General features: G+C 56.0%; 23 protein-coding genes and 1 tRNA gene. 10 read left to right on the plus strand and 14 right to left on the minus strand.

All coding sequences use genetic code 11. The features are described from left to right. The 7 genes from dppC to CWR52_RS11510 form a co-directional block, all read right to left on the minus strand. Positions 1-903: a dipeptide ABC transporter permease DppC gene (gene dppC, locus CWR52_RS11480; protein WP_048028029.1), complete on the minus strand. Its 903-nt coding sequence runs from the start codon at positions 901-903 to the stop codon at positions 1-3. 9 nt (positions 904-912) lie between these two features. Beyond that, positions 913-1932 carry a dipeptide ABC transporter permease DppB gene (gene dppB, locus CWR52_RS11485; protein WP_008502770.1) on the minus strand — a complete coding sequence of 340 codons (1020 nt, stop codon included), beginning with the start codon at positions 1930-1932 and terminating at the stop codon, positions 913-915. A gap of 161 nt (positions 1933-2093) precedes the next feature. Next, positions 2094-3701: a dipeptide ABC transporter periplasmic-binding protein DppA gene (dppA, locus tag CWR52_RS11490; protein WP_008502769.1), complete on the minus strand. Its 1608-nt coding sequence runs from the start codon at positions 3699-3701 to the stop codon at positions 2094-2096. 620 nt (positions 3702-4321) lie between these two features. After that, positions 4322-4398: transfer RNA gene (locus tag CWR52_RS11495), tRNA-Pro, on the minus strand. Positions 4399-4489: 91 nt separating this feature from the next. Continuing rightward, positions 4490-6181, minus strand: coding sequence for a kdo(2)-lipid A phosphoethanolamine 7''-transferase (eptB, locus tag CWR52_RS11500; RefSeq protein ID WP_045907857.1), 1692 nt, complete (start codon positions 6179-6181; stop codon positions 4490-4492). Positions 6182-6437: 256 nt separating this feature from the next. Beyond that, on the minus strand, positions 6438-7640 hold the full coding sequence (locus CWR52_RS11505) for an L-lactate MFS transporter (protein WP_008502767.1): 1203 nt from the start codon (positions 7638-7640) through the stop codon (positions 6438-6440). Between the two features lie 238 nt (positions 7641-7878). Next, positions 7879-8577: an autotransporter domain-containing protein gene (locus tag CWR52_RS11510; protein ID WP_104949700.1), complete on the minus strand. Its 699-nt coding sequence runs from the start codon at positions 8575-8577 to the stop codon at positions 7879-7881. Between the two features lie 152 nt (positions 8578-8729). On the opposite strand from CWR52_RS11510, the gene tag reads away from it, so the two are divergent. Both tag and CWR52_RS11520 read left to right on the plus strand, forming a co-directional pair. Beyond that, positions 8730-9311, plus strand: coding sequence for a DNA-3-methyladenine glycosylase I (gene tag / locus CWR52_RS11515; RefSeq protein ID WP_104949701.1), 582 nt, complete (start codon positions 8730-8732; stop codon positions 9309-9311). Continuing rightward, on the plus strand, positions 9289-9735 hold the full coding sequence (locus tag CWR52_RS11520; RefSeq protein ID WP_104949702.1) for an N-acetyltransferase: 447 nt from the start codon (positions 9289-9291) through the stop codon (positions 9733-9735). The genes tag and CWR52_RS11520 overlap by 23 nt, the downstream gene beginning before the upstream one ends. On the opposite strand, the gene CWR52_RS11525 is transcribed toward CWR52_RS11520, so the two are convergent. Next, positions 9698-11977 (minus strand): molybdopterin guanine dinucleotide-containing S/N-oxide reductase, encoded by a 2280-nt coding sequence (locus CWR52_RS11525; RefSeq protein WP_252152197.1) that lies wholly within the window; start codon positions 11975-11977, stop codon positions 9698-9700. The genes CWR52_RS11520 and CWR52_RS11525 overlap by 38 nt on opposite strands. Before the next feature lie 211 nt (positions 11978-12188). Between CWR52_RS11525 and CWR52_RS11530 the strand changes: the two genes are divergently transcribed. The 6 genes from CWR52_RS11530 to ghrB all read left to right on the plus strand — a co-directional run bounded on the left by CWR52_RS11530 (position 12189) and on the right by ghrB (position 18242). Continuing rightward, entirely contained in the window at positions 12189-12851 is a 663-nt protein-coding gene (locus CWR52_RS11530; protein WP_024909080.1) for an OmpA family lipoprotein, read from the plus strand. Between the two features lie 179 nt (positions 12852-13030). After that, the gene (locus CWR52_RS11535; protein WP_104949704.1) at positions 13031-14047 is read left to right on the plus strand and encodes a LacI family DNA-binding transcriptional regulator; all 1017 of its coding nucleotides are present in this window, start codon (positions 13031-13033) and stop codon (positions 14045-14047) included. A gap of 103 nt (positions 14048-14150) precedes the next feature. Continuing rightward, entirely contained in the window at positions 14151-14900 is a 750-nt protein-coding gene (locus tag CWR52_RS11540; protein WP_104949705.1) for a sugar phosphate isomerase/epimerase family protein, read from the plus strand. 3 nt (positions 14901-14903) lie between these two features. Further along, positions 14904-15842 carry a sugar kinase gene (locus tag CWR52_RS11545; RefSeq protein ID WP_104949706.1) on the plus strand — a complete coding sequence of 313 codons (939 nt, stop codon included), beginning with the start codon at positions 14904-14906 and terminating at the stop codon, positions 15840-15842. Between the two features lie 116 nt (positions 15843-15958). Beyond that, positions 15959-17239: an MFS transporter gene (locus CWR52_RS11550; protein ID WP_104949707.1), complete on the plus strand. Its 1281-nt coding sequence runs from the start codon at positions 15959-15961 to the stop codon at positions 17237-17239. Positions 17240-17267: 28 nt separating this feature from the next. Beyond that, on the plus strand, positions 17268-18242 hold the full coding sequence (gene ghrB / locus CWR52_RS11555; RefSeq protein WP_069720483.1) for a glyoxylate/hydroxypyruvate reductase GhrB: 975 nt from the start codon (positions 17268-17270) through the stop codon (positions 18240-18242). 58 nt (positions 18243-18300) lie between these two features. On the opposite strand, the gene cspE is transcribed toward ghrB, so the two are convergent. Then, positions 18301-18513 (minus strand): transcription antiterminator/RNA stability regulator CspE, encoded by a 213-nt coding sequence (gene cspE / locus CWR52_RS11560; RefSeq protein ID WP_003860775.1) that lies wholly within the window; start codon positions 18511-18513, stop codon positions 18301-18303. A 246-nt stretch (positions 18514-18759) separates the two neighbouring features. Next, entirely contained in the window at positions 18760-19470 is a 711-nt protein-coding gene (locus CWR52_RS11565; RefSeq protein WP_104949708.1) for a DUF3053 domain-containing protein, read from the minus strand. A 332-nt stretch (positions 19471-19802) separates the two neighbouring features. On the opposite strand from CWR52_RS11565, the gene CWR52_RS11570 reads away from it, so the two are divergent. Continuing rightward, positions 19803-20090, plus strand: a complete 288-nt coding sequence (locus CWR52_RS11570; protein WP_008502755.1) for an HTH-type transcriptional regulator — start codon at positions 19803-19805, stop codon at positions 20088-20090. A 39-nt stretch (positions 20091-20129) separates the two neighbouring features. Here the strand turns inward: CWR52_RS11570 and CWR52_RS11575 are convergent, their stop codons facing one another. Beyond that, positions 20130-21749: an ABC-F family ATP-binding cassette domain-containing protein gene (locus CWR52_RS11575; protein WP_104949709.1), complete on the minus strand. Its 1620-nt coding sequence runs from the start codon at positions 21747-21749 to the stop codon at positions 20130-20132. A gap of 719 nt (positions 21750-22468) precedes the next feature. Between CWR52_RS11575 and CWR52_RS11585 the strand changes: the two genes are divergently transcribed. Next, positions 22469-22906 (plus strand): hypothetical protein, encoded by a 438-nt coding sequence (locus CWR52_RS11585; RefSeq protein ID WP_104949710.1) that lies wholly within the window; start codon positions 22469-22471, stop codon positions 22904-22906. Between the two features lie 93 nt (positions 22907-22999). Here CWR52_RS11585 and glyS read toward each other — a convergent pair whose 3' ends face one another. The 3 genes from glyS to CWR52_RS11600 all read right to left on the minus strand — a co-directional run bounded on the left by glyS (position 23000) and on the right by CWR52_RS11600 (position 26456). Continuing rightward, entirely contained in the window at positions 23000-25069 is a 2070-nt protein-coding gene (glyS, locus tag CWR52_RS11590; RefSeq protein WP_045907867.1) for a glycine--tRNA ligase subunit beta, read from the minus strand. 9 nt (positions 25070-25078) lie between these two features. Next, positions 25079-25990 (minus strand): glycine--tRNA ligase subunit alpha, encoded by a 912-nt coding sequence (gene glyQ, locus CWR52_RS11595; protein WP_003860141.1) that lies wholly within the window; start codon positions 25988-25990, stop codon positions 25079-25081. A gap of 160 nt (positions 25991-26150) precedes the next feature. After that, complete coding sequence (locus CWR52_RS11600; protein ID WP_104949711.1) at positions 26151-26456, minus strand: YsaB family lipoprotein; 306 nt, start codon at positions 26454-26456, stop codon at positions 26151-26153. Positions 26457-26626 lie beyond the last annotated feature (170 nt).

Consider the following 26626-nt stretch of genomic DNA (forward strand, 5'->3'; position numbering starts at 1 on the left):
TTACTGCTTCAGTTTGGGATCAAGCGCATCACGCAGGCCATCACCCATCAGGTTAAATGCCAGCACCGTCAGCAGGATTGCCAGACCCGGGAAGGTGACAACCCACCAGGCGCTTTGTGCGAACTGCAACACGTCGGAGAGCATGGTGCCCCACTCCGGTGTTGGCGGCTGCGCACCCATGCCCAGGAAGCCAAGAGCGGCCATATCAAGAATGGCGTTAGAGAAACCGAGCGACGCCTGAACAATCAGCGGCGCAAGGCAGTTCGGGAAGATATTGACGAACATCTGGCGCATCGCACCGGCCCCCGCTACGCGAGACGCCGTGACGTAGTCGCGGTTCACTTCCACCAGCACCGCCGCGCGGGTTAAACGCACGTAGTGAGGAAGCGCCACGAACGTCAGCGCCAGGGCGGCGTTGCCGATCGACGGCCCGAAGATCGCCACCAGCACCAGCGCCAGCAGCAGGCTTGGCAGCGCCAGCATGATGTCGACGATACGCATGATGATGTTATCAACAATGCCGCCGAAGTAGCCGGCAACCAGACCCAGTACAATCCCCATAATCAGGGATAACACCACCACCAGGCAGCCGACCAGCAGCGACAGGCGCGCACCGTACATCAGACGCGACAGCACATCGCGGCCCACATCATCGGTCCCCAGCAGGTGCGCCAGGCTACCGCCGTCCTGCCAGGCAGGAGGGGAGAGCAGCGCATCGCGGAACTGATCCGCCGGGTTATACGGCGCCAGCACGTTTGCAAACACCGCAATCAGGATCATGATAGCGACATACACCAGCCCCACCACCGCGCCTTTATTGCGCTTGAAGTAGTGCCAGAACTCCTGCATCGGCGTCATCGGAACCGGTGCAGCAACAACTTTGTTTTCAGAAACCTGTGACATGATGGCCCCTTACTTCTTATGACGAATACGCGGGTTCACCACGCCGTACAGCAAATCGACCAGCAGGTTGACGAGGATAATCATCGTCGCGACCAGCAGAACACCGCCCTGCACAACCGGATAGTCACGGCGCTGCAGCGCGTCAATCAGCCAGCGGCCCAGGCCCGGCCAGGAGAAGATGGTTTCGGTCAGGATCGCCCCCGCCAGCAACGTCCCCACCTGGAGACCGATAACGGTCACCACCGGCAGCATGGCGTTACGCAGCGCATGGACGATGATAACGCGCATACGCGTCAGGCCCTTGGCGCGGGCGGTGCGGATATAATCCTCACCCAGCACTTCCAACATCGATGAACGGGTCATACGGACGATCACCGCCAGAGGAATGGTGCCCAGCACCATGGCAGGCAGGATCATATGCGCGACGGCATCCATGAAGTTGCCCTCTTCGCCCCAGATAGCCGTATCAATCAGCATAAAGCCGGTGAGCGGGTTGGAGTCATCCAGGAAGACCATATCGCTGACGCGCCCGGAGACCGGTGTCAGGTTAAGCTGCACCGAGACCAGCATGATCAGCATCATGCCCCACCAGAAGATAGGCATGGAGTAGCCGGTCAGCGCCAGGCCCACAGCGGTGTGGTCAAAAATAGAGCCACGCTTAACGGCAGCCAGTACCCCAACAGGGATACCCACCGCGGTGGCGAAAATCATGGCGCAGACGCCAAGCTCCAGCGTCGCTTTAAAACGCGGCACGAACTCGTCCCACACCGGAAGACGGCTTTTCAATGAAATCCCTAAATCACCGTGCAGCACGCCCCAGATATAGTGGAGATACTGCTGCCACATCGGCTTATCGAGGCCGAGTTCAGCCAGCAGCTGTGCATGGCGCTCAGGGGAAATACCACGCTCGCCCGCCATAATCATTACCGGGTCGCCGGGGATCATATGGACGAAGGCAAAAGTGAGAAGGGTGATACCGATAAACGTGGGGATAACAAGTCCCAGACGTCGGAGGATGAACTGCAACATAACCCGGATTCTCTCTGATGACGCACGACCAGTGGCGTGACGTCTGTATTGCTCACAAATGTAAATTCCCTCTCCCTGTGGGAGAGGGTTAGGGTAAGGGGATGCATGCACAACCCTCACCCCTGCCCTCTCCCAAAGGGAGAGGGAGAACACCCTACTTATTATTCAACCGATACGTTTTCGAAGTGGTGTTTGCCCAGTGGATCAACCACGTAGCCTTTCACTTCTTTACGCACTGGCTCGTACACGGTGGAGTGAGCAACAATCAGCGCCGGAGCCTGATCGTGCATAACAACCTGTGCCTGCTTGTACAGTTCAATACGTTTGTTGTGATCGTCGGTCGCACGCGCCGGCTGGATCAGGTCTTCAAACGGCTTGTAGCACCAGCGAGAGTAGTTAGAACCGTCTTTTGCCGCCGCGCAGCTGAACAGGGTGGCGAAGAAGTTGTCCGGATCCCCGTTATCACCAGTCCAGCCCATCATGACTGCCTGGTGCTCACCCGCTTTGGCGCGCTTCAGGTACTCGCCCCACTCGTAGGTCACAATCTTGGCCTGAACGCCAATCTTCGCCCAGTCAGCCTGAACCATTTCTGCCATACGGCGTGCGTTCGGGTTGTACGGACGCTGTACCGGCATCGCCCACAGCTCGACGGTGAAGCCTTTATCCTGGCCCGCTTCTTTCAGCAGCGCTTTCGCTTTCTCAGGATCGTAGGAGTAGTCTTTAACGTCGTCGTTATAGCCCCACATGGTTGGTGGGATCAGGTTTTTGGCCGCAACGCCAGCGCCCTGGTAAACCGCCTTGATGATCGCTTCTTTGTTCACCGCGTAGGTCAGCGCCTGACGCACTTTCACGTCATCAAACGGTTTCTTCTCGGTGTTGAAGGAGAGGTAGCCCACGTTCAGGCCAGCCTGCTCCAGCAGGTTGATGTTCTTGTCCTGCTTCATGCGGGCGATGTCAGCCGGGTTCGGGTATGGCATCACCTGGCATTCGTTTTTCTGCAGTTTTGCATAACGTACTGACGCATCAGGCGTGATGGAGAAGACCAGACGATCAATCTTCGGCTTGGTGCCCCAGTAGCCTTCGAACGCTTTATACAGAATACGGGAGTCTTTCTGGTACTGCAGCAGCTGGAATGGACCGGTACCGATTGGGTTCAGGTCGACTTTCTCCGGCGTACCGGCTTTCAGCATGTTGTCCGCGTACTCTTTGGACAGAATAGAGGCGAAGTCCATGGCCAGGTCAGCCAGGAACGGCGCTTCCGGACGCGTCAGCACGAACTGAACGGTATTGTCGTCCACTTTTTTCACTTCAGAGATCAGATCCGGCAGACCCATCCCTTCGAAGTATTCATAGCTGCCGCCAGAGACTTTGTGGTACGGGTTCTGTGCGTTTTTCTGACGGTCGAAGGAGAACACCACGTCGTCGGCATTAAAGTCGCGCGTTGGTTTGAATTCTTTGCTGTCCTGCCACTTCACGCCCTTGCGCAGGTGGAAGGTGTAGGTTTTACCGTCTTCGCTGACGTCCCACTTCTCGGCCAGACCCGGAATCACTTCCGTGGTGCCGGTTTTGAATTCAACCAGACGGTTATAGATCGGTACAGAGCTTGCGTCGTACGTCGTACCAGAGGTAAAGAGCTGTGGGTTAAAGCCTTCCGGCGAGCCTTCAGAACAGTAAACCAGGGTTTTTGCCTGTACGCTTGCTGCCACGGTCATAGCCACCAGGCTCAGACCAAGCTTCAGCATCCCTGACTTCTTCAAGGAAATACTCATTATTCTGCTCCAATGTGATGTTTTGCTTTGTTGTGTTACGCCGCCAGACCTTTATTTATTTTTTACCCGGTCCGGTCGGAGGTGCCCGAAGGCGTTAAAGGGATGGAGAATCCTTTCAGAAGAGCGTTTGAGTTGCAGCGCAGATCGTCCCTGAAATGCCCCTCATGCCCTACAATCTGTCAACAGAATGTGAAAACGTCAATACAGGTGACGGGGATTTACGCTGAGTGTGAGAAACCGCAAACAAAGATTAAAAAAACCATGAGCGCCAGTTTTCAGCAGGGAAATTTATGCTACTCGCCATGTTGCAGCACAAGTCTCTCCCTATTTCGCCACAATCAGTGATTAACTTTTATTCAGAATGGGTAAATTTTCTTGCAGAATGGTGATTATCTGAGCACTAAATACCGCGAACGTTAAAACGCACAGCGAAAAATGCTGAGGTTATCCATAAGCAACGCGAAAAAAGATCAATCTATATATAAAAAAATACAATGGATTATGTCACAAAATCGTTAACAGACAGGGAGAAGTCGGTCTAACAGGCGTTTTGGATACTCTGGTGGGGTAAGGTCATAATGCAAAAAGGGCTAACCTTGCGGTTAGCCCTTTTCAGAATGTGGTCGGCGAGAGAGGATTCGAACCTCCGACCCACTGGTCCCAAACCAGTTGCGCTACCAAGCTGCGCTACTCGCCGAATGCGGAGCGCATCTTACTGCTGAGGTGCGCCCCCGTCAATCCCTTATTTTCAAAAAGCCATTCAACTGGCGATATTCTCGCCAGAGCAGCTACTGCGCGGCTTTTGCGCTGTTATCGGGGAGTTTACACCAGTTGTTGTTTTCGTTAATTCCACCATCCGGTGAGGTATAGCCGAGGCAACCCATGATGGTGTCATACAACTCAACGTGACGACGCGGCACCTTCATCTCCGCCTCTTTCTTCAGCTGAGCAAACATCTTCGCTTTCTCCGGGTCTTCCAGATACTTGTCGGACATCCACACCATCATTGGCACGCGGAACTGCTCCGGCGGCGCCATCTTGCGTGGCGTACCGTGCAGATGCTCGTATTCATTGATAGATTCACCGTGGTCCGCCGCATAGAAGACGATCGCTTTCTTATCACGAACCTGGTCAATCACCGTATCAATAAAGTGATCCACATACATCACGGAGTTGTCGTAGGAGTTAATCAGCTGCGCTTTGGTGCAGTCTTTATCCACCCCGACGCATTCCGGCGTCCATTTGGCAAAGCTACGCGGATAGCGTTGGGTGTAATTAAAGTGCGACCCTTTGGTATGCAGGATGATCATGTGCTTGCCATCAGGCTTACCGTTGAGAGAGAGTTTCATCTCATCAATCAGCAGCATGTCATCGACAGGTTTTCCACGGTTGCGCGCCTCTGCGCCAATCTGCTCGCGGTAGGAAATATTTTGCGCCATGGTGTTGCTGTAGAACCACATCTCGCTCTGCATCGCATAGAGGTCAGACGTAAATCCAAGCTGATGCAGCACCGAGAAGACGTTTTGCTCTTTTAGCGTACGCTGCGGGTTGTCACTCGCCCCGCCCTCGCGCACAAACATGCAGCGCAGGGAGAGCTTGGTGGCGGTATCACAGGAATAGCCACGATAGGCAATCAGGTTTTTTTCCTGCGCCAGTTTCGGCGTGGTATCACGGTTATAGCCGAGAATGCCCATATGATCCCAGCGTGTGGTCTCTCCGATAATAAAGACGACGTAGGTATCGTCGATATCCTTTGGCGCCACATAGGTAAACTTCTTCGCCGGGTTTATCAGCGACTTATTATCCGAGGACTCATCCACCTGCGCCCACGCATACAGCCCCAGCGCGGAGATCCAGTTAGACGGTAAATACGAGTTGGCGACCACACCGCCATAGCTTGGCAGATCCACACCGGAGGTACGCTCATCATTCTTCTGCTTCACTTCCAGCAGGCGAATCGGCCCCCAGACCATCAGGCCCGCCAGCAGCACCACGGCGACGCTTCTGAATCGCTTTCCGGGCGTGCGGATCTGGTGAACCAGCGTGTAGCGGCAGCGGTTGCTCCAGATGAGCAGCAGCGGCAAGGCGCTGACGGCCACCAGCCAGAGAATAAAGTGGAGCCCTACAACCTCTTTAGAGAGGTCGATATCCGTGGTCATCACCGAGGCAATAATGCCGTAGCCAATCACCACGTTCATAAAGGTCATGTAATAGCTGGCACCCGCCGAGCACAGCACGATAAACGTTGCCAGCACTCGCCACACGCGACGGCCAAACAGAGTAAGAATACGGAATAAAAAGAAGGTGACCAGTACCGCAGCGACCAATTCGACAACCGCTGCAATTCCTTTCCAGACGGTAAAATCATGCGCATAACCGTCAAACCGACGAAAAAAAACTGCGCCATTCATAAACAGGCCGATGTACAACGCCAGCAAAAAGCAGAGCTTTTGTTGCGCCATCGATTTAATGTATTTCATGCAAGCTACCCGGAACAAGGGACAGTACCACCGCCCACGCTGATTATTACGTGGGCAGATTACATATACGCACAGGGGATCGTTCAGTGAAACGACGACAGGCGTGGTAAGTAGACCACAGAGGAAGGAAAAAGTGGCAGCAGAGTGTGTGATCGGTACAGTTATTTACAAAAAACACTTCAGGAATTTGACGACGCCAACAAAGCCTCGGTTTTCACATAAGAAACAGGCCGGATAACCGGCCTTATTTAACGTCTCAGGCATGCACCTCTTTGAAGACTTCACGCTGCGGCTGACGAATCGTCGTGGACAGCGCCAGCGAGATAATCAGCAAGGCAAAGATCACGCAGAAGGTCACGTAGAACCCGCCGAACAGGGAGGCAATCAGCGAGCCGCAGATACTGCCGATCCCGAAGCCAAGATAGATAACCCCATAGTTTTTCGCCAGATTGTTCAGGCCAAAGAACTCGCTCACCAGTGACGGGAAGACGGTAATGGTGCCGCCGAAGTTAAAGGCCACGCAGGCAATCGCCGCGAAGAAGGTGGCTTCATTCAGCGGAGCGAACAGCAGCGCCGCCATACCGACCAGCGAAACCACCTGCCCAATCGTAATCACGCGGATGCGGGCAATTTTGTCAGACAGAATACCGAGGACCAGACGACCCGAGAGGTTAGCAATGGAAATCACAGTCACCGCGTTGGCCGCCGTGGCTGCATCCAGTTTCACCATCCCCTGCGCGATATCTTTCGCCACGCCGATGACATAAAGACCGCTCATGCAAGCCGTCAGGAACATCACCGCCAGCATCCAGTACTGTGGCTTACGCATGGACTGCGCGAGGGTGAAGTCGTTCTCCACCACGCCGTTTACAGATTTCACTTCCTGCTGCGGCGCATCTTTCATCAGCGTGGCGCCGAACAGGATCATCACCAGCACGATAGCGCCCCAGATCATGAAGGTTTTTTCGAGACCGACGGACGCCAGCAGATGGGCGTCGATAAATTTGAACCCGAGGCTGCCCAAACCGTAAGAACCAATGGCAAACGCCGAGATTAAGCCTTTACGTTCCGGGAACCACTTCACGCAGTTTGACAGCGTCAGCAGATACCCCGCTCCGTCCGCCAGCCCCACCAGCACGCCAGCGCTTAGCCACAACATCATCAGGTTGCTGGAATGCGCGGTCAGGAAAAAGCCCAGCCCCAGCAGGATACCGGACGCCATGGTCACGCGCTTCACGCCAAAACGCTCCTGCAGCTTGCCCGCGACGGAAGATGAAATCGCCAGACCCAGACTCAGCAGACCAAAGGAGAACGCGACCTGGCTGACCGGGGCGCCGAGTTTGTCGGAAAGCGCGCTGTTAAACAGGCTCCAGGTATAGACCGACCCCAGCGCAAACTGAGTAACGATGGTACCAAAGAGCGTGAGCCAGCGCGTGCGGTTATAGGTTGATGTGTTCATGGCAGTTGTCCTGCAAGAGAAATTAAGGAAGTTCGCTGAGGACAACGATAAACAAAACCTTAATATGCCTGGGGTAAAACGGCATGAAATGCAGGCGGAACGGAATGAAATGCCTGAAATCGGGAATGAATGACCTGGCACGGGAATAAAGCGATAGCGTGTTAGTACCTGCTATCGCTGTAAACCCTGTGGTTGTTGTATTTGAGATGTTATCGTAACGTTTAAAAAAGTAACAACTCTAGAAATTCGCGCTGACGCCGAGGGTGTATAAAAACTCCTCACCGGTAGTGGTATGCTCCCCCTGAGCCAGCGACGCATAGGCCGCCATGTGCGTATTAAAGGGAATATCCGTTCCTACGGTGACATCCATCCAGCTACCGTTTTGAGCAGGGGCTGGCGTTTGTGGCATACCAAACTGCGATTTCCACTGGTTTTCACCAAACTGCTGGTTATAGCTGATCTGCGCCCAGGGTCGGAGATCGCCGTACTGGGTATTCACGCGCCACCCCAGCGTGCTGATGCTGGCATGCCATAGCGGGTCCGTCACTGATTGTGTCGACGCGCTATCACCAAACTCGTTGATCATCATGGGAGCCGTGCCGTCATAACGCCACGCCACCACCGGGCCGGTGGTGATGCGCGCTGAAACGGGAAAATTCCAGCCCACGTTCATCGCCCCCTCTGCCGTACTACCAGACGGTATATTCAGGGCAAGACCCGGGGCGTTTTGCGAAGACTGAATACGCTCAGCGAGAATATCCTCATAGCGCGGTTGGTGATCCGCGTCCCATGTATAGCGTTCCGCCGTATTATTTTGGGCGTCTGAAACGATATATTCCTGTTGCCAGGCAGACGCTGTATTACAAAAAAACAGGCAGGCTGAAATTCCCACCAGGCCAGACACAGCATGGCGACCACTGATTTTTTTTATCATCATCAACGCGACCCCAGAGAGAGCCGAATTCGGCGATATTTGTCGTTATTCAGGAAGAGCTTATAGCCCTGTATTAACTATTGTCTTTATAGTAAACACGTCAAGCCGGTCAGAACGAATTTTTGCGAAATCAGTATCAATAAGGGAGATGACGGATGGAACGTTGCGGTTGGGTAAGCCAGGATCAGCTTTATATCGACTATCACGATCGGGAATGGGGCGTGCCCGAAACGGATGGCAAAAAACTCTTTGAGATGATCTGCCTTGAGGGCCAGCAGGCAGGGTTGTCATGGATTACGGTACTGAAGAAACGCGAAAATTACCGCAACGCCTTCCATCAGTTCGATCCCGTCGCCGTCGCCGCGATGACCGATGAGGACGTGGAACGACTGGTGCAGGATGCCGGCATCATCCGCCATCGCGGTAAGATCCAGGCCATCATCGGTAACGCACGGGCTTATCTGGCGATGGAACAAAACGGCGAATCATTTTCAGATTTTGTCTGGGCGTTTGTGAATAACGATCCGCAAGTCACGCAGGCCGCCACGCTCGCGGACATCCCGGCCTCCACCCCAGCCTCGGATGCGCTCTCGAAGGCCCTGAAAAAACGCGGCTTTAAGTTTGTCGGCTCCACCATCTGCTACGCCTTTATGCAGGCCTGTGGCCTGGTCAACGACCACGTTACCGGCTGCTTTTGTCATCCGGGAGGCCATCATGATCCGCAAATGGCAAAGTGAAAATACCGCACCGCTTCTAAGCCTGTGGCTTGAAAGCACCACAGAAGCGCATCCGTTTATCGCGCCGAATTACTGGAAAGAGCATGAGGCCATGGTGCGGGATGTTTACCTGCCCTCCGCTGAAACCTGGGTCTGGGAACAGGACGGCGAACCTTGCGGATTTATCAGCGTGATGCAGTCTCAGTTTGTCGGCGCCCTGTTTGTAGCGCCGTCATGCATCGGGAAAGGGATCGGGCGCGCGCTGCTGAACCATGTTCAACAGCGCTTCCCGCACTTAACCCTGGAGGTGTATCAGAAAAATGTCCGGGCGGTGAACTTCTACCATGCGCAGGGCTTTCGCATTGAAGACAGCGCCTGGCAGGATGACACCCAGCACCCGACGTGGATCATGAGCTGGCAGGCGGATCAAACACCGTTAAGGTAAGCTCGGGACCCGTATATTTCTCGACCCAGACCAGCGCCGTGTTTCCTGCGCAGCCATTCCCCAGCTTCGAGCTGGGGAGATCTTTGGTCAGCACGTTAACAGCCCCGTTTTTACAGATACCGCCTTCGGCGAGCTCAAGGTCAGGCCATGCGCCCTGATGAATGCAGATCACGCCCGGCTTAATCCCGTCGCTCACCACCGCCCCTGCCAGCACCTGCCCGCGTGAGTTCCAGACGCGCACCACGTCGCCGTCCGCAATCCCGCGTGCTTTCGCGTCGAGGGTATTCAGCGTGATCGGCTCTCGTCCGGCGACCGCATACTGCTCGCGCAGGGAGGTATAGTTAAGCTGGCTGTGCAGACGGTGCGCGGGATGGGCAGACAACACCTGCAGTTGATCCGGCCGGGCGTTGCCGTGCCACTCGTCCGGCTCGAGCCACGTAGGATGCGGCGGGCAGTCAGCATAGCCAAAGCTGGCGATACGCTCGCTGTAGATCACAATCTTTCCGCTCTCGGTTTTCAGCGGATGGTTTTCCGGATCGCGTCGAAAATCAGCGAAACGAACAAACTGCGCGTTCTGTTCGCTCTCCGGCATTTCAATAATCTGGTTCGCCTCCCAGAACTCAGCAAATGGCGGAAGCGTCACGCCCTGCGCCGCGCCGCGCTGCCCGGCAATCTGGTAGAACGTTTCCAGCCATTGCAGATCGTTTTTCCCTTCAGTAAAACGCGCGCTTCCGCCCGCTTCCCACAGTTCGCTCAGTTCAGCAAACACGTCAAAATCGTCACGCGCTTCATCACGCGGGGCGACCACGCGCTTCATCGGGACCATATGCTGATTGCTGTAGTCGCCGGTCATGGTGAGATCGTTACGCTCAAACGAGGTGGTCGCCGGCAGCACAATATCGGCGTGTTTCGCCGAGGCGGTCCAGAAGCACTCTGAAATCACCACCAGCTCCGGCTTCTGCCAGGCGCGGATCAGGCGATTGGTATCCTGATGGTGCGTGAAGTTTGACCCGCCCGCCCACCAGACAAATTTAATCTCCGGGAAGTGGCGGTCCAGACCATTGTGCTGATAGAAACCTCCCGGATTCTCCAGGGCTTCAACAATACGTGCCACCGGGATTTTATCCACCGCATCCACGCCGCCCTGCACCGAGCCTTGCAAAGACGCCAGCACCGCCGCTTTACGCGTGGGGTTACCACCGTTCGCAAAGTGATAGGAGAGACCAAAACCCCCGCCCGGCGTACCGATCTGCCCAAGCATCGCGGCAAGGGTCACCAGCATCCAGTGTTTTTGCTCGCCAAACTGCTGGCGCTGCATCCCCCAGCCGGACATTAACATCGTGGTATTTTTATGGAACAACGCCGCCAGTTCGCGGAGTTTATCCGCAGGAACACCGCAAATCTCTGCTGCCCACTCTGCCGTTTTCGCCACGCCATCGGACTGGCCCGTCAGGTAGCCGGCGAACTTATCGAAGCCGGTGGTACAGCGCGTCAGGAATTCGACATCGTGCCAGCCGTTTTGCACCAGCGTATGGGCGATACCCAGCATCATTGCCACGTCGGTGCCCATATGCGGGGCAACCCACTCGGCGCTGTCGCCGAAGAAATCCAGGGTTTCAGAGCGCATCGGGTCAATGCAGATGATGCGCTTGCCGCTTTTGCGCAGCGCGTCGAAATAGCCAATGCCCTGCTCGTCGCTGGCATTCCAGGCAATTTTCAACGTGTTAAGCGGGTTAGCGCTCCACAGCACCACCACATCGGTATGCTCCAGCACCAGCGGCCAGCTGGTCTGCTGCTGATACACTTCGTTCCCGCCCACGACGTACGGCATGATCGCCTGCGCCGCACCGGTGGAGTAATCCCCCAGATGACCGGTATAGCCTCCCGCCAGGCTCATATAGCGCTGCAGCAGCGTCGACGCCTTATGCAGCACCCCGTTAGAGCGCCAGCCGTAGGACCCGGCGAAAATGGACGACGGACCGTAACTGTCGCGAATGCGCTTGTGCTGGGTGTGGATCAGCGCCAGCGCGTCATCCCAGCTCACGCGAACAAACTCATCCTGCCCGCGAATACCCTGCGGCTTGTCCGGCGAGGCCAGAAAACCTTTACGCACCATCGGCCAGCGCACGCGCGTTTTGCTATGCACCTGATCGCGAACGACGGTCTGTAACGAGTTGGGATGTTGTGTTGGCAGTGCCCCGCGGGACGACAGAACATTTTCGCCATCGGTTTCGACCAGCATCGGCCCCCAGTGGGCGGCGGTCAGAATGGTTTTCGTTGAGGTGCTCAAGCGTGCGCTCCTGGTTGCGTGCAGGTTTACGGCCTTCTTGTTGAGGCCGTTTATGGTTTGTCACAAATTTCAGAGTTATACCCGGAATTTTCTCCGTATCTGGACGTCATAATCAACTGCCACGCTCGCCGTGGCAAAGAATAAAAAGGATTAAGGAAAGAAGATGAAAAAACGCGTACTCGTTATTGCCGCTCTGGTGAGCGGTGCCCTGGCTGTTTCTGGCTGCACAACCAACCCTTATACCGGTGAACGCGAAGCGGGTAAATCCGGCATTGGCGCGGGTATCGGCTCGCTGGTCGGCGCAGGTGTGGGGGCGCTCTCCTCCTCCAAGAAAGACCGCGGCAAAGGCGCGCTGATTGGCGCAGCGGCGGGCGCAGCGCTGGGCGGCGGCGTCGGTTATTACATGGACGTGCAGGAAGCAAAACTGCGCGACAAAATGAAGGGAACCGGCGTGAGCGTGACGCGCAGCGGCGATAACATCATCCTGAACATGCCGAACAACGTGACCTTCGACAGCAGCAGCGCAACGCTGAAACCGGCTGGTGCGAATACCCTGACCGGCGTGGCGATGGTGCTGAAAGAGTACAACAAGACCGCTGTAAACGTGATGGGCTATACCGACAGCACCGGCAGCCAGGATCTGAACATGCGTCTGTCCCAGCAGCGTGCCGATGCCGTGGCCAGCTCGCTGATTACCCAGGGCGTTGAAGCAAACCGCATCCGCACCAGCGGCATGGGCCCTGCCAACCCTATCGCCAGCAACAGCACGGCGGAAGGCAAAGCGCAGAACCGCCGCGTAGAGATTACGTTAAGCCCAATTCAGTAGGTAAAAGCAAAACGGCAACCCCGTTGCCGTTTTTAGTGTTTGCGCCCTCTCCCGTGGGAGAGGGTTGGGGTGAGGGCATCAGACCGCAACCTCCGGTAAGCGCAGCGCTACCGGGCAAATTACTTGATTCGTCCGATTTTCCCGCTAAGGTATTCTCACTAAATTCAGGGAAATCAGTGATGAGCAAACCAGCCCGGGCCACCATCAGCGACGTGGCGAAAGCCGCCAAAACCGGTAAAACCAGCATTTCGCGCTATCTTAACGGCGAGAAACACCTGCTGTCCGATGCGTTGCTGGCGCGTATTGAACAGGCTATTGCCGATCTCGACTACCGTCCCAGCCTCATGGCGCGCGGGCTCAAACGTGGCCGCACCCGCCTTATCGGGCTGATCATCGCCGATATCACCAACCCCTACTCCGTGAACGTGCTCAGCGGTATCGAAGCCGCCTGTCGCGAGAAGGGTTTCACGCCGCTGGTCTGTAATACCAACAACGAAGTCGACCAGGAGCTGCATTATCTCGACCTGCTGCGCAGCTATCAGGTGGAAGGGATTGTGGTCAACGCGGTAGGCATGCGTGAAGAAGGCTTGAATCGCCTGCAGCAATCCTCCCTGCCCATGGTCCTCATCGACCGTAAAATCCCGGAATTTGCCTGCGACGTGGTGGGGCTGGACAACACCCAGGCCGCGACGACCGCCACCGAACATCTGATTGAACAGGGCTTCGAGGCCATTCTGTTTCTGAGTGAACCGCTGGGGATGGTCAACACCCGTCGTGAACGCCTGAGCGCATTTCGCGCCACGCTGGAGCGATATCCCGGCGTGATCGCCGAAAATGCCGAAACGCCGCTGCACGAAGCCGCGCAGCTCGACAACACCCTGCGTCAGTTCCACATGCGCCATCGCGGGATGCGAAAAGCCGTTATCTCCGCCAACGGGGCGTTGACCCTGCAGGTTGCCCGCTCGCTCAAGCGCATTGGCCTGCACTGGGGCAGCGACATTGGTCTGCTGGGTTTTGATGAACTGGAGTGGGCGGAACTGGCTGGCGTAGGCATTACCACCCTCAAACAACCCACCTGGCAGATTGGCTATGCTGCTGTTGAACAAGTGGTTCGTCGTATTGAAGGCATCAGCGATGCCGTTCGCGAGCAGGTCTTCTCCGGTGAACTGATCGTTCGTGGCTCTACCGCGCGTTAAATTTCCCTTGTGATAGCGATCATAAATTCAACATCCTGACCTTTTCTTTGGAACCGGTTCCATCTAGCGTAATAGTATTGATATGTTGCGATGGAGTCCGAAGATGGGCAGGAAAATTATGGTGGTCACCGCCGCGTACGGTGCGGAACAGGTGCGGCAGGCGGGCGGTCAACGGGCGATGCTCCCTGTTATTGCTGGCGCGGGGGCAGATGGCGTGGAGATCCGCCGCGAGCTGTTCAACAGCGAAGAGCTGCTGGCGCTGCCTGCACTGGGCGAATCCATTGAGCTGCTGGGCCTGCTGGCGTGCTACTCCGCACCCGCCGCCCTGTTTATGCCCGACGGCACCCTCAACCCGGACCTGCCCCGCTATCTCTCTGAAGCCAGCACCCTGAACGCCCTGTGGCTGAAGGTTTCCCTCGGCCATTTCAGCGACACGCAACCGCTCGACGCCCTGCGTACGCTATTGAACACCAGCGGCATGGCGCTGGTCGTGGAGAACGATCAGACCGACTGCGGACAGCTCGCGCCCATGCAGCGCTTCCAGGCCGCCTGTCGGGAAATGGCGCTCCCCGTCACGCTGACCTTCGACATGGGGAACTGGCTGTGGGTGGGCGACTCCCCGGAAGAGGCCGCGCGTCATCTGGCCCCTGCGGTGAGCTATATCCACGTGAAAGCCGCCGTGCCGCATAAAGATAACTTCCGCGCCGTCGCACCGGACCGCGCCGATGCACGCTGGCTGGATCTGCTCGGCCAGCTGCCTGCCGATGCCCCGCGCGGTATCGAATTCCCGCTGGAAGGGTCGGATTTAACCGCCGTTACCCGCCATTACGTCAACCTGCTGCGCGAGGAGTAAACCATGCACAAGACGCTGGATGCCATCACGATTGGTGAAGCCATGGCCATGTTTGTCGCCACCGAAACGGGCGAGCTGAGTGCGGTGGAACACTTTATCAAACGCGTCGCAGGCGCAGAGCTGAACGTCGCGACCGGCCTGGCGCGTCTCGGCCTGAACGTGGGCTGGGTCAGCCGCGTGGGGGATGACAGCTTTGGCCATTTCGTTCTCGATTCGCTGAAAAAAGAGGGGATTGATGCCGCTGGCGTCACCCTCGACGGACGCTTCCCTACCGGCTTTCAGCTTAAATCCAAGGTCGAAAATGGAACCGATCCCATCGTGGAGTATTTCCGTAAAGGCTCGGCCGCAAGCCACCTCTCTGTCGCGGATTACCACGCCGATTACTTTGCCTCCGCGCGCCATCTTCATCTGAGCGGCGTGGCGGCCGCACTGTCTGCCAGCTCGTATGAACTGCTGGATCATGCCGCGACCACCATGAAAGCCCAGGGGAAGACCATATCGTTCGATCCCAACCTGCGTCCGGTGCTGTGGAAAAGCGAAGCGGAGATGGTGGAGAAACTGAACCGTCTGGCGTTCAGGGCGGACTGGGTTCTGCCAGGCCTGAAAGAAGGGATGATTCTGACCGGCGAAAGCACGCCGGAAGGCATTGCTGACTTCTACCTGAATAAAGGGGTAAAAGCGGTGGTGCTGAAGACCGGTGCCGATGGCGCATGGTTTAAAACGACCAACGGTGAACAGGGTGCGGTCGCGGCAGTGAGGGTCGAGAACGTGGTCGACACCGTCGGCGCGGGCGACGGCTTTGCCGTGGGCGTGATTAGCGCCCTGCTGGAAGGCAAAACGCTGCCGCAGGCCGTCGCGCGAGGTAACAAGATTGGCTCGCTGGCCATTCAGGTGCAGGGCGACAGCGAAGGATTACCCACGCGAGAACAGCTCGGCGTTTAAATTCCCTCTCCCTGTGGGAGAGGGCCAGGGTGAGGCAGCAAGCCGCACCAAATAATTAAACCACCGTGTACCCTACAGACAACGGCGGTAACAACCTCAACAACAGAGGCAAGCCTATGAACAGTTCGACCAATGCAGTAAAACGCTGGTGGTACATCATGCCAATCGTGTTTATCACGTACAGCCTGGCGTACCTTGACCGTGCCAACTTCAGCTTCGCGTCCGCAGCGGGGATCACCGAGGACCTCGGGATCACCAAAGGTATCTCTTCCCTGCTGGGTGCCCTTTTCTTCCTGGGCTACTTCTTCTTCCAGATCCCCGGCGCGATTTATGCGGAACGCCGCAGCGTGCGTAAGCTGATCTTCGTCTGCCTGATCCTGTGGGGCGCCTGCGCCTCACTGACCGGCATGGTGAACAATATTCCTGCCCTGGCCGCCATTCGCTTTATCCTCGGCGTCGTTGAGGCGGCGGTTATGCCCGCGATGCTGATCTACATCAGCAACTGGTTCACCAAATCTGAGCGCTCGCGCGCGAATACCTTCCTGATCCTCGGTAACCCGGTCACGGTACTGTGGATGTCGGTGGTGTCGGGCTACCTGATCCAGTCCTTCGGCTGGCGCGAGATGTTTATCATTGAAGGGGTGCCGGCGATTATCTGGGCCTTCTGCTGGTGGGTGCTGGTGAAGGATAAACCTGCCCAGGCGAAGTGGCTTTCCGAAGATGAAAAAGCAGCGCTGCAGGCGCAGCTGGATAAAGAACAGCAAGGCCTGAAGGCGGTACGTAACTATGGTGAAGCCTTCCGCTCGCGTAACGTGATCCTGCTCTGCGCACAGTATTTTACCTGGAGCATTGGCGTGTACGGCTTTGTACTGTGGCTGCCATCCATTATCCGCAGCGGCGGTGAAAACCTCGGCATGGTCGAAGTAGGCTGGCTGTCATCCGTACCGTATCTGGCGGCAACCATCGCGATGATCATCGTTTCCTGGGCGTCGGACAAGCTGCAGAACCGCAAGCTGTTTGTCTGGCCGCTGCTGCTGATTGCTGCCTTCGCCTTTATTGGCTCCTGGGCCGTGGGCGCAAACCACTTCTGGGTCTCTTATACGCTGCTGGTGATTGCCGGTGCCGCCATGTACGCCCCGTACGGACCGTTCTTCGCCATCATCCCCGAGATGCTGCCGCGTAACGTTGCGGGTGGCGCGATGGCGCTGATTAACAGTATGGGTGCACTGGGTTCGTTCTGCGGCTCCTGGTTCGTGGGTTACCTGAACGGTGCCACTGGCAGTCCGTCCGCATCGTACATCTTTATGGGGGTGGCGCTTTTCGCCTCGGTGTGGCTTACTCTGATTGTTAAGCCTGCTAATAATCAACAACACCCTGTCGGCGCTCGCCACGCCTGAATCCTTAAAAAAATCAACGGAGATTAGCATGAAGCCGTCCGTCATTTTGTATAAAGCACTGCCGGAAGATCTGCAGAAACGTCTTGAAGAGCACTTTACCGTCACGCAGGTGAAGAACCTGCGCCCGGAAACCGTGGCACAGCACGCCGACGCGTTCGCCAGCGCCGAGGGCCTGCTGGGTTCAAGCGAAAAAGTGGATGTCGCCCTGCTGGAGAAAATGCCGAAGCTTCGTGCTACCTCAACCGTTTCCGTGGGTTACGACAACTTCGACGTGGATGCCCTAAACGCCCGCAAGATCCTGCTGATGCATACGCCGCATGCCCTGACGGAAACCGTGGCCGATACGCTGATGGCGCTCATGCTCACCACGGCCCGTCGCGTGGTGGAAGTGGCTGAGCGCGTCAAAGCGGGCGAATGGACAAAGAGCATTGGTCCGGACTGGTTCGGTGTGGATGTTCATGGCAAAACGCTGGGCATTGTCGGTATGGGGCGTATCGGGCTGGCGCTGGCGCAGCGCGCGCATTTTGGTTTTAACATGCCGATTCTGTATAACGCGCGTCGCCATCACAGTGAAGCCGAAGAACGCTTCAACGCCCGTTACTGCGAGCTGGATACCCTGCTACAGGAGGCCGATTTTGTCTGCCTGGTTCTGCCGCTGACGAACGAAACCCGTCATCTGATCGGCAAAGAGGCGTTTGAAAAAATGAAGACGTCCGCCATTTTCATCAACGCGGGTCGTGGCCCGGTGGTGGATGAGAAGGCGCTGATTGAGGCCCTGCAAAACGGTGAGATCCATGCCGCAGGTCTGGACGTGTTTGAGCAGGAGCCGCTGCCGGTGGATTCGCCACTGCTTTCGCTGCCTAACGTGGTTGCCCTGCCCCACATCGGCTCAGCTACCCATGAGACGCGCTACAACATGGCGGCCACCGCGGTTGATAATCTGATTGCCGCATTAGGTGGAAAGGTGGAGATAAACTGCGTGAACCCACAGGTGCAACGGTAGAAACGAAAAAACCCGCCAGAAGGCGGGTTTTTAAATTCTTTGCTACTGGGTTGGAAGCTTACAGGCTTACAACGTTACCAGCTGCTGGGCCTTTAGCGCCGCTTTCGATGGTGAAGGACACTTTCTGACCTTCGTCCAGAGATTTGTAGCCATCGTTCTGGATAGCAGAGAAGTGTACGAACACGTCTTTAGAGCCATCGTCAGGAGTGATGAAGCCGAAACCTTTATCAGCGTTGAACCATTTTACCAGACCAGTCATTTTAGCAGACATAGAAATTACCTTATTAACAAATATATTGTGCCTTCCGGCTTGATGGATTGCGTTACAGATTTTTAAGCGATGAAGGAAGGGTCACTACGAAGGGTATCTATGGATAACAATCTGGACTGCTTTACTAAACTGCTTTAGGTCTGTGTAACAAACCGACGGGAACAGTTATACCGATGTGGTAGAGGAATGACAAGCGTTATTTTCTGTATGCATAAAAAAACCCCGCCAGAAGCGGGGTTTTTCGTCTTATTCTGTGGCAGTGACTGCCGCACTCCAGGCCTGGCTAAAGGCCTGATGCTGGGAGGCCAGCGGCCCAATCAGCGTATTGTACTGGCTTGCCTGCTGCGAGGTCGGGAACTGAATACCGTTGGCAACAAAGCTCACCTGCGTATTCTGCTGGGCGATAAAGTCACCCACCTGGACCAGCTGCTGCGTGAAGATTTGCGCGGCTGGAATCAACGGTTGCAGTGCTTCAGACGGTTTGGTCACCACTTTCTCATACACTTTGTCGAAGACCGGTTTGAGATCGTCGCCCTGCTTCAGCGCAGAACGTGACGCGTCAGCCTGCATTTTCGCATTTTGCAACTGCTGGCTCAGCACGCCAAGCGCACCGTTGGACTGGCGCAATGGTTCACGTTGCGTCATATAATCCTGTGGAACGCGGATGGCGTTCACGCTATCCACGACCGGGCGGATACCGGAATCCATCGCCTGGCTCACCTGCTGTGAATAACCATAAAGAATGGCGTAATCGGACACGAAGGGGCCAAACTGTTTTTTCTGATCCGCAGTCAGCGTCGGCAACCGCTCGCCGCTGCGCATCACTGTATTCTGCAGAAAATCGATAAACGCTTTGCGCTGATCGCCTTCTTTATCAAAACACCCACTCAGGCTAATAACCATCAACAACGCCGCAATAGGCGCAAACCAGCGAGAGCAGGACTTTCCTGTCGCCATTTTATTACTCCTTTCACCCAAAAAAGCGCACACCGGCACACGCGTGCCCGACGGCTTACAAGGATAGTCCAGGTCAGCCTTGCAAGATACTCTTTTCATGCAAAACGGCTATTGCCGATTTATTTCTTATCATTTACAAAAAAATACCTGGCGAAGCCGACATATGACTAATCAGGGAATTAGCATAACTCTCCATATTGCTGAATCGGATACAGCGATCGTTACCGCACGATTAATCACACCCGTGACGATCCTGGGTTGGTATTAGGGACTATTCTTAATTGGCTCTCTGATGTTCTTGATCACGATGTGAGATTTAAGAGGAGTCCTCAATGGAATATAAAGATCCTGAGTTTGAGCTGCTGAGCAGTCTGGAACAGATCATTTTTAAAGATGTACCGCAGACGATTACCCTGCAACAAAAATCCAATCCCTTTACAGAATATGAGCAATTGCGCAAAGGGACAGGACTGAAAACCGAAGAATTCGCCAGAGCGATGGGTGTCAGCGTGGCTATGGTGCAGGAGTGGGAGTCAAAACGTGAGAAACCCACCCCAACCGAGTTAAGGCTGATGCGCCTGATTCAGGCCAACCCTGCACTCAGCAAACAGATAGCGTAGTGAAGATTGAATGCCCCCGCCTTTGCGGGGGCTTGTGTTTTACAGGCTATCACAACGCCAACCCGCCTCTTCCCACACCAGCTCATGCGTTAACGTTAAGCCGCTTAAAAACGCCCCATCGTGTGATACCACCAGCAGTGCCCCTGGGAAACCGGCCAGCGCCGCTTCAATGGCCTGGACTGAAGCCAGATCCAGATGATTGGTCGGTTCATCCAGCAGCAGAAGCTGCGTGGCCTCCGCGCGCCACAGCACGCAGGCCAGGGCAGCCTTAAGACGCTCACCGCCGCTGAGCGCCGCCAATGGGAGCATCACTTTGTCAGCCCCCAGTTGAAGCTGGGCTAAACGGGTTCGCAATACCCCCTCTTCCAGAGGCGTATGACTCAGGTTGAGATGCGTCATGATCGACTGCGAAAGATCAAGTTGTGACAAATGCTGGTCGAGATAAGCACAGCTGACGGAAACCTTACACGTCCCTGAACGGGGGGCGATCTCGCCGAGGAGGATTTTTAACAGCGTCGATTTTCCGCAGCCGTTTGGTCCCTTTAACGCCACGCGCATCGGTCCGTCCATACGCCAGGTAAGCGGTGGAACAGGCACATGCGGCAGCACCAGATCCTCCAGCACCAGCACCTGCTTGCCCTCCGGGATCTGACTCCCCGGCAGAGTGAACATCACCGGATTATCGTCTTCAACCCGCTCACGCGCCTTGTTAACCGCGGCGTTCAGCGCTTCATTTTGCTCGCTGTGCTGTTTTTTCCAGGCGCCAATACGTTCCTTTGCCGCGCCTTTATATTTGACCCGTTCAAACGACGCGATATTCAAAGTATCGACGGTGCGTAACGTCTTTGCCGACCGCCGCTGGCTGTCATCATGCTCTTTTTGCATGCGTGCGCGGGTGCGTTTGCGCTCGGTTGCCGCATGTTCCAGCGCCGCGCGGGCCGCCTGCTGTTCGGCATCACGCTGGATTTGATAATCCGCATAATTCCCGCCGTAGCTGCGCAGACCCGAGGCGCTCAGCTCAAGGATACGGGGTACCTGAGCCAGTAACTCACGGTCATGGGAGGCCACCAGTACGCCGCCCTGATACTGACTCAACTGGTCGTAGAACCACGCCCGGCCTTGTCGATCCAGATGGTTAGTCGGTTCGTCCAGCAGAAGAAAGTCCGCGCCCGCCGTAAACGCCCCGCACAGCAGGGCGCGGATGCGCTCGCCGCCGCTGAGTTCTATGGCGGGCTTATCAGGCTCAAACGGTGGGAGCGTCGCATTGATAAACGCTTCGCTCAGACGTTCGGCTATATCCCAGTAGCCGTCGAGCAACGCCAGATCGTCGGGCTGATAATCGCCGCTGTCGATGCGCTTACGCGCCGCAAAAATCGCGTCATATCCGAGAAGTTCAGCCAGCGTCGTCTGCGAAGAAATAACGTGCTGCTGCGCCACCCAGGCATGCGAGCCAAAGCGTTCGATATGACCGGTAGCCGGTTCGTCCAGCCCCGCCAGCAGACGCAGCAGACGCGTTTTTCCGCTGCCGTTGCGGCCAACCAGCGCGCACAGGGAGGGTTCCAGCGAAAGATTCAGCGGACCAAAAAGGGTATCGCCCGTCGGAAACTGACAGGTGACCTGATGCAAAATAAAAGAAGGGGGCTGCGCAAAATGAGCCATAAGCACTCCTGAATGAAATCAAAACATCCCCTGCCGACGCGATGGCGTTTAGCAAGGATCGAAATTCATCAGTCGTGTTTGTTCATTTTTGGGGGGTGCTCCAGCGCGAGAAAGTTAACGGGGATAAGGATAGCGGTAATGGGTTGACCATTTCAAGGTTAAATTTTGGGCGATTTGTACTCCCTCTCCCTTTGGGCTGAGGGATCCCCACCAAATATTGCCTGCACAGACGGCCCCCTCTCCCTTGAGGGAGAGGGCTGGGGTGAGGGGGAACATACGGCTGTGGGGGGTGCTCCTTGCTACTCTGTAACGACATGGCCTGTGAACGTGCCAGGGCGGCTCAATCGCCACCGCCATGGCGTCGCTGTAAGACCTCTGCCCGCAGTATGCTTTTCATTGCGGTAATTTTGCGAGTCTCTTTCCAGAAATGGTAATATCCTCAGTGGTATAGCTCAAATCTGTTGCCGCCTGTTTTGATGAGCAGTAAGTTCTCTGCGCACCTGCAAAATCAGGTGCCGGGATTGGAACCCTGAATCACTTCACTGGCGACACAGGCTCTGTGTCGTACGGCCTGTTGCATCTCAATGGCGGGCCGGACAGGGGCGCTGCAAAGCGCGCTGGTGTCAGTGAGGCCAGTCGTTCCAACCTTGTTCGGTTCCGCCACCAGCGAGCCTGGAACCTCCCGTGGCGGAAGATATACCACTCACTGAGGTTATTTTATGTCAATGACTGACTCTTTATTCACCCTGCCCTTCAACCACGCCACCGACTTCACCGAACTGGCGGATAATTGCGAACGTTTTACCGACGCAATTGTAGATTGCGAACAACGTGCCCACAAAATGGCGCTTTACGGCAGACTCTATGCCTGTCTGAATCTTTTGCAACCCACGCTTCTGGATCCTGTTCCGGACGCTTTAAAAGCCCGCCTGACCGTGAAGGAACTCCCGTCACGCGTTCCGGCTTTCGAACCCGAATGCGATCAGCTGGGGCGCTACTGTCAGGAGATTACGCAGATGTTGATGAACGGCTCACTGCCGCGACAATCTGAAATCGTGATGGAAGATTTGCTGTGCGAACTGGTCAGCTACTTTGCCGATACGCTGAAGGCACCGCGCTGGCTGCAGACAGACGAAGGCACAATCGCGATCGGCTAAACCTGCCGGATGACGCTGCGCTTATCCGGCCTACAAAAGCCCCATAAAAAAACCCGCCGAAGCGGGTTTTTAGCATTTGTAACATCGGGCACATTACTGCAGCAGCGAAATATCCGCTACGCGCAGGAACAGCTCACGCAGTTTTTCGAGCATAGAGAGACGGTTAATACGCAGCTCTTTATCTTCTACGTTTACCATCACTTTCTCGAAGAAGGCGTCGATGACGTCTCGCAGCTCAGCCAGCTCCACCAGCGCTTCCTGGTAGCGACCTTCCGCGAAGACCGGCTCGAGCTTGTCGCGCAGCACCACAACCTGCATCGCCAGGGCGATCTCTTCCGGCTCTTTCAGCGTCGCGGCGTTCACACGCTCGTTCAGCGTCTCGTCGGATTTCGCCAGGATGTTGGAGACACGCTTGTTGGCCGCCGCCAGAGCAGATGCCGCTTCCAGCGTACGGAAGTGGGAAACCGCCTTCATACGCGCATCGAAATCAGCCGGACGGGTCGGACGACGCGCCAGCACCGCCTGAATGGTGTCGACGGTGTAACCTTCATCCTGATACCAGGCGCGGAAACGACCGAGCATAAAGTCGATCACGTCATCCACCACGTTGGCGTTGGTCAGCTTGTCGCCGTACAGACGCACCGCTTCTTCGGTCAGGGTCTGCAGATCCAGGTTCAGGTTCTTCTCAACGATGATACGCAGCACGCCCAGCGCAGCACGACGCAGCGCAAACGGGTCTTTGTCGCCTTTCGGATGCTGACCGATACCGAAGATACCCGCCAGGGTGTCCATCTTATCGGCAATCGCCACCGCGCACGCAACCGGGTTAGACGGCAGTTCGTCACCCGCAAAGCGCGGCTGATACTGCTCGTTCAGGGCCACGGCCACATCTTCCGCTTCGCCATCGTGACGCGCGTAATGCATACCCATCACGCCCTGGGTGTCGGTAAATTCGAACACCATGTTGGTCATCAGGTCGCATTTAGACAGCAGGCCAGCACGCGTTGCGTGGTTGACGTCCGCACCGATTTCACGGGCAATCCAGCCGGACAGCTCCGCGATACGGTCGGTCTTGTCGCGCAGCGTACCCAGTTGCTGCTGGAACAACACGGTCTGCAGGCGTGGAAGATGATCTTCCAGACGCTTTTTACGGTCGGTATTGAAGAAGAACTCGGCATCCGCCAGACGCGGACGAACGACCTTCTCGTTACCAGAGATAATCTGGATCGGATCTTTCGATTCGATGTTTGCCACGAAGATGAAATTTGGCAGCAGTTTGCCGTCGTTGGCATAGACCGGGAAGTACTTCTGGTCACCCTTCATGGTGTAAACCAGCGCTTCAGCCGGAACGGCCAGGAATTTCTCTTCGAACTTCGCGGTCAGCACAACCGGCCATTCCACCAGCGAGGTCACTTCTTCCAGCAGGCTGTCGCTCAGATCGGCTTTACCGCCAATCTTACGCGCCGCGTCTTCCGCGTCCGCTTTGATTTTGGCTTTACGCTGTTCGTAGTCAGCAATGACCTTGCCGCGCTCCAGCAGGATTTGCGGATACTGATCGGCATTGTCGATGGTGAACTCTGGCTCGCCCATAAAGCGGTGGCCGCGGATCACGCGATCGGACGCCACGCCCAGAATGGTCGCCGGAATAACGGTGTCGCCCAGCAGCAGGGTCACGGTGTGAACCGGACGCACGAAATGCACGTCGGACGCGCCCCAGCGCATCAGCTTAGGAATCGGCAGCTTCGCCAGAGACGTGGCAATCATGTCCGGCAGCAGCGCTTCCGCGCTTTCGCCTTTCACATGGGCACGATACAGCAGCCATTCACCTTTATCGGTGGTCAGACGCTCGGCCTGATCGACGGTGATACCGCAGCCACGCGCCCAGCCTTCCGCCGCTTTGCTCGGCTTGCCTTCCGCGTCGAAGGCCTGGGCAATCGCCGGGCCACGTTTTTCGACTTCGCGATCCGGCTGGGACGCCGCCAGATTTGCCACTTTCAGCGCCAGACGGCGCGGCGCGGCAAACCACTCAATTTTACCGTGTGCCAGGCCAGCGTTATCCAGCTCGGCAGTCACGTTCGCAGCAAAAGATTCAGCCAGGCTGCGCAGGGCTTTTGGTGGCAGCTCTTCGGTGCCGATTTCCACCAGGAAAGTTTTCTCAGACATGGCCGCCTCTTATTTGTTTCGGTTGCACATCGGGAAGCCAAGGGCTTCACGGGACGCGTAGTAAGCTTCTGCAACGGCTTTGGTCAGGGTACGAATACGCAGAATGTAGCGCTGACGTTCAGTCACGGAGATGGCTTTGCGGGCGTCCAGCAGGTTGAAGCTGTGGGCGGCCTTCAGAATACGCTCGTAGGCAGGCAGCGGCAGCGGAGTCTCCAACGCCAGCAGCTGCTGCGCTTCTTTCTCATACTGCTCGAAGCAGGTGAACAGGAAGTCCACGTCCGCGTATTCGAAGTTATAGGTGGATTGCTCCACTTCATTCTGATGGAACACGTCGCCGTAGGTGGTTTTACCCAGCGGGCCGTCGCTCCAGACCAGGTCGTAAACGCTGTCTACGCCCTGAATGTACATGGCCAGACGTTCCAGACCGTAGGTGATCTCACCGGTGATCGGCTTACATTCCAGACCGCCCACCTGCTGGAAGTAGGTGAACTGGGTCACTTCCATGCCGTTCAGCCACACTTCCCAACCCAGACCCCAGGCACCCAGCGTTGGGTTTTCCCAGTTATCTTCCACGAAACGGATGTCGTGGATGGTTGGATCCATACCCAGCTCTTTCAGCGACCCGAGGTACAGTTCCTGAATATTGTCGGGTGATGGCTTAATCACCACCTGGAACTGATAGTAATGCTGCAGACGGTTCGGGTTTTCACCGTAACGACCATCGGTCGGACGACGGGAAGGCTGCACATACGCGGTCGCCATTGGTTCTGGCCCCAACGCACGCAGGCTGGTCATCGGGTGTGAAGTGCCGGCGCCGACTTCCATGTCCAAAGGTTGAACAATGGTACAGCCCTGACGAGCCCAGTAATCCTGTAAGGTCAGGATCAGGCCCTGGAAGGTCTTGGTATCAAACTTTTGCATAGTATTTCGTGCTGGATACGTGTGGTTTTAAATGGAAGGGACCAGTATACCCGCTGGCTGCAAGATATACAGTACGAAACGGGGTTGTTTAGGGAAAATTGGGAAATAAGCCTTCCGGCCAGAACGCTGACGGCGTCTGGCTGTTGATTATCCGAGCAGGCTAGCGCATGGAGAGATGTAAAAACTGACCGTCCGCATCAAACGAGCAGACAAAGCCCTCTTTACGCGACGTATGGCCCCGCAGTTCATAGCTGCCCTGAAAACGTTCAAAACCGGTGACGTCAATTTTCTGCACGTCCGAGTTATAGCGGCGAGCGGCCCGATCTTTACAGAGCGCTTCCATATTCAGTGAACGTTCCGGGCTCATTTTACCCTGCTGCGCTTTTTGCACAGGTGCTTCCTGTGGCGCACTGCATCCTGCCAGCATGAAAAGCAGAAAGAGTGATGCCACACGCTTCATCATCATTTTTATTACCGTCCTGGTCAGTGGCTGTTATTTTTAGTATCAACACTTTTATAGATTATGGTCAGCCATTCTGCGAATCTCGCGGTCTCCCGGCAAGCCTGCGAATAAAACTCAGAATTTTCCAAACGAAGACATTTGGACAATGGGAGTCACACTCAATTTACAGGGAA

This window comes from Enterobacter sp. SGAir0187 (genome assembly GCF_002952735.2).
Classification (GTDB): Bacteria; Pseudomonadota; Gammaproteobacteria; order Enterobacterales; family Enterobacteriaceae; genus Enterobacter; species Enterobacter quasiroggenkampii.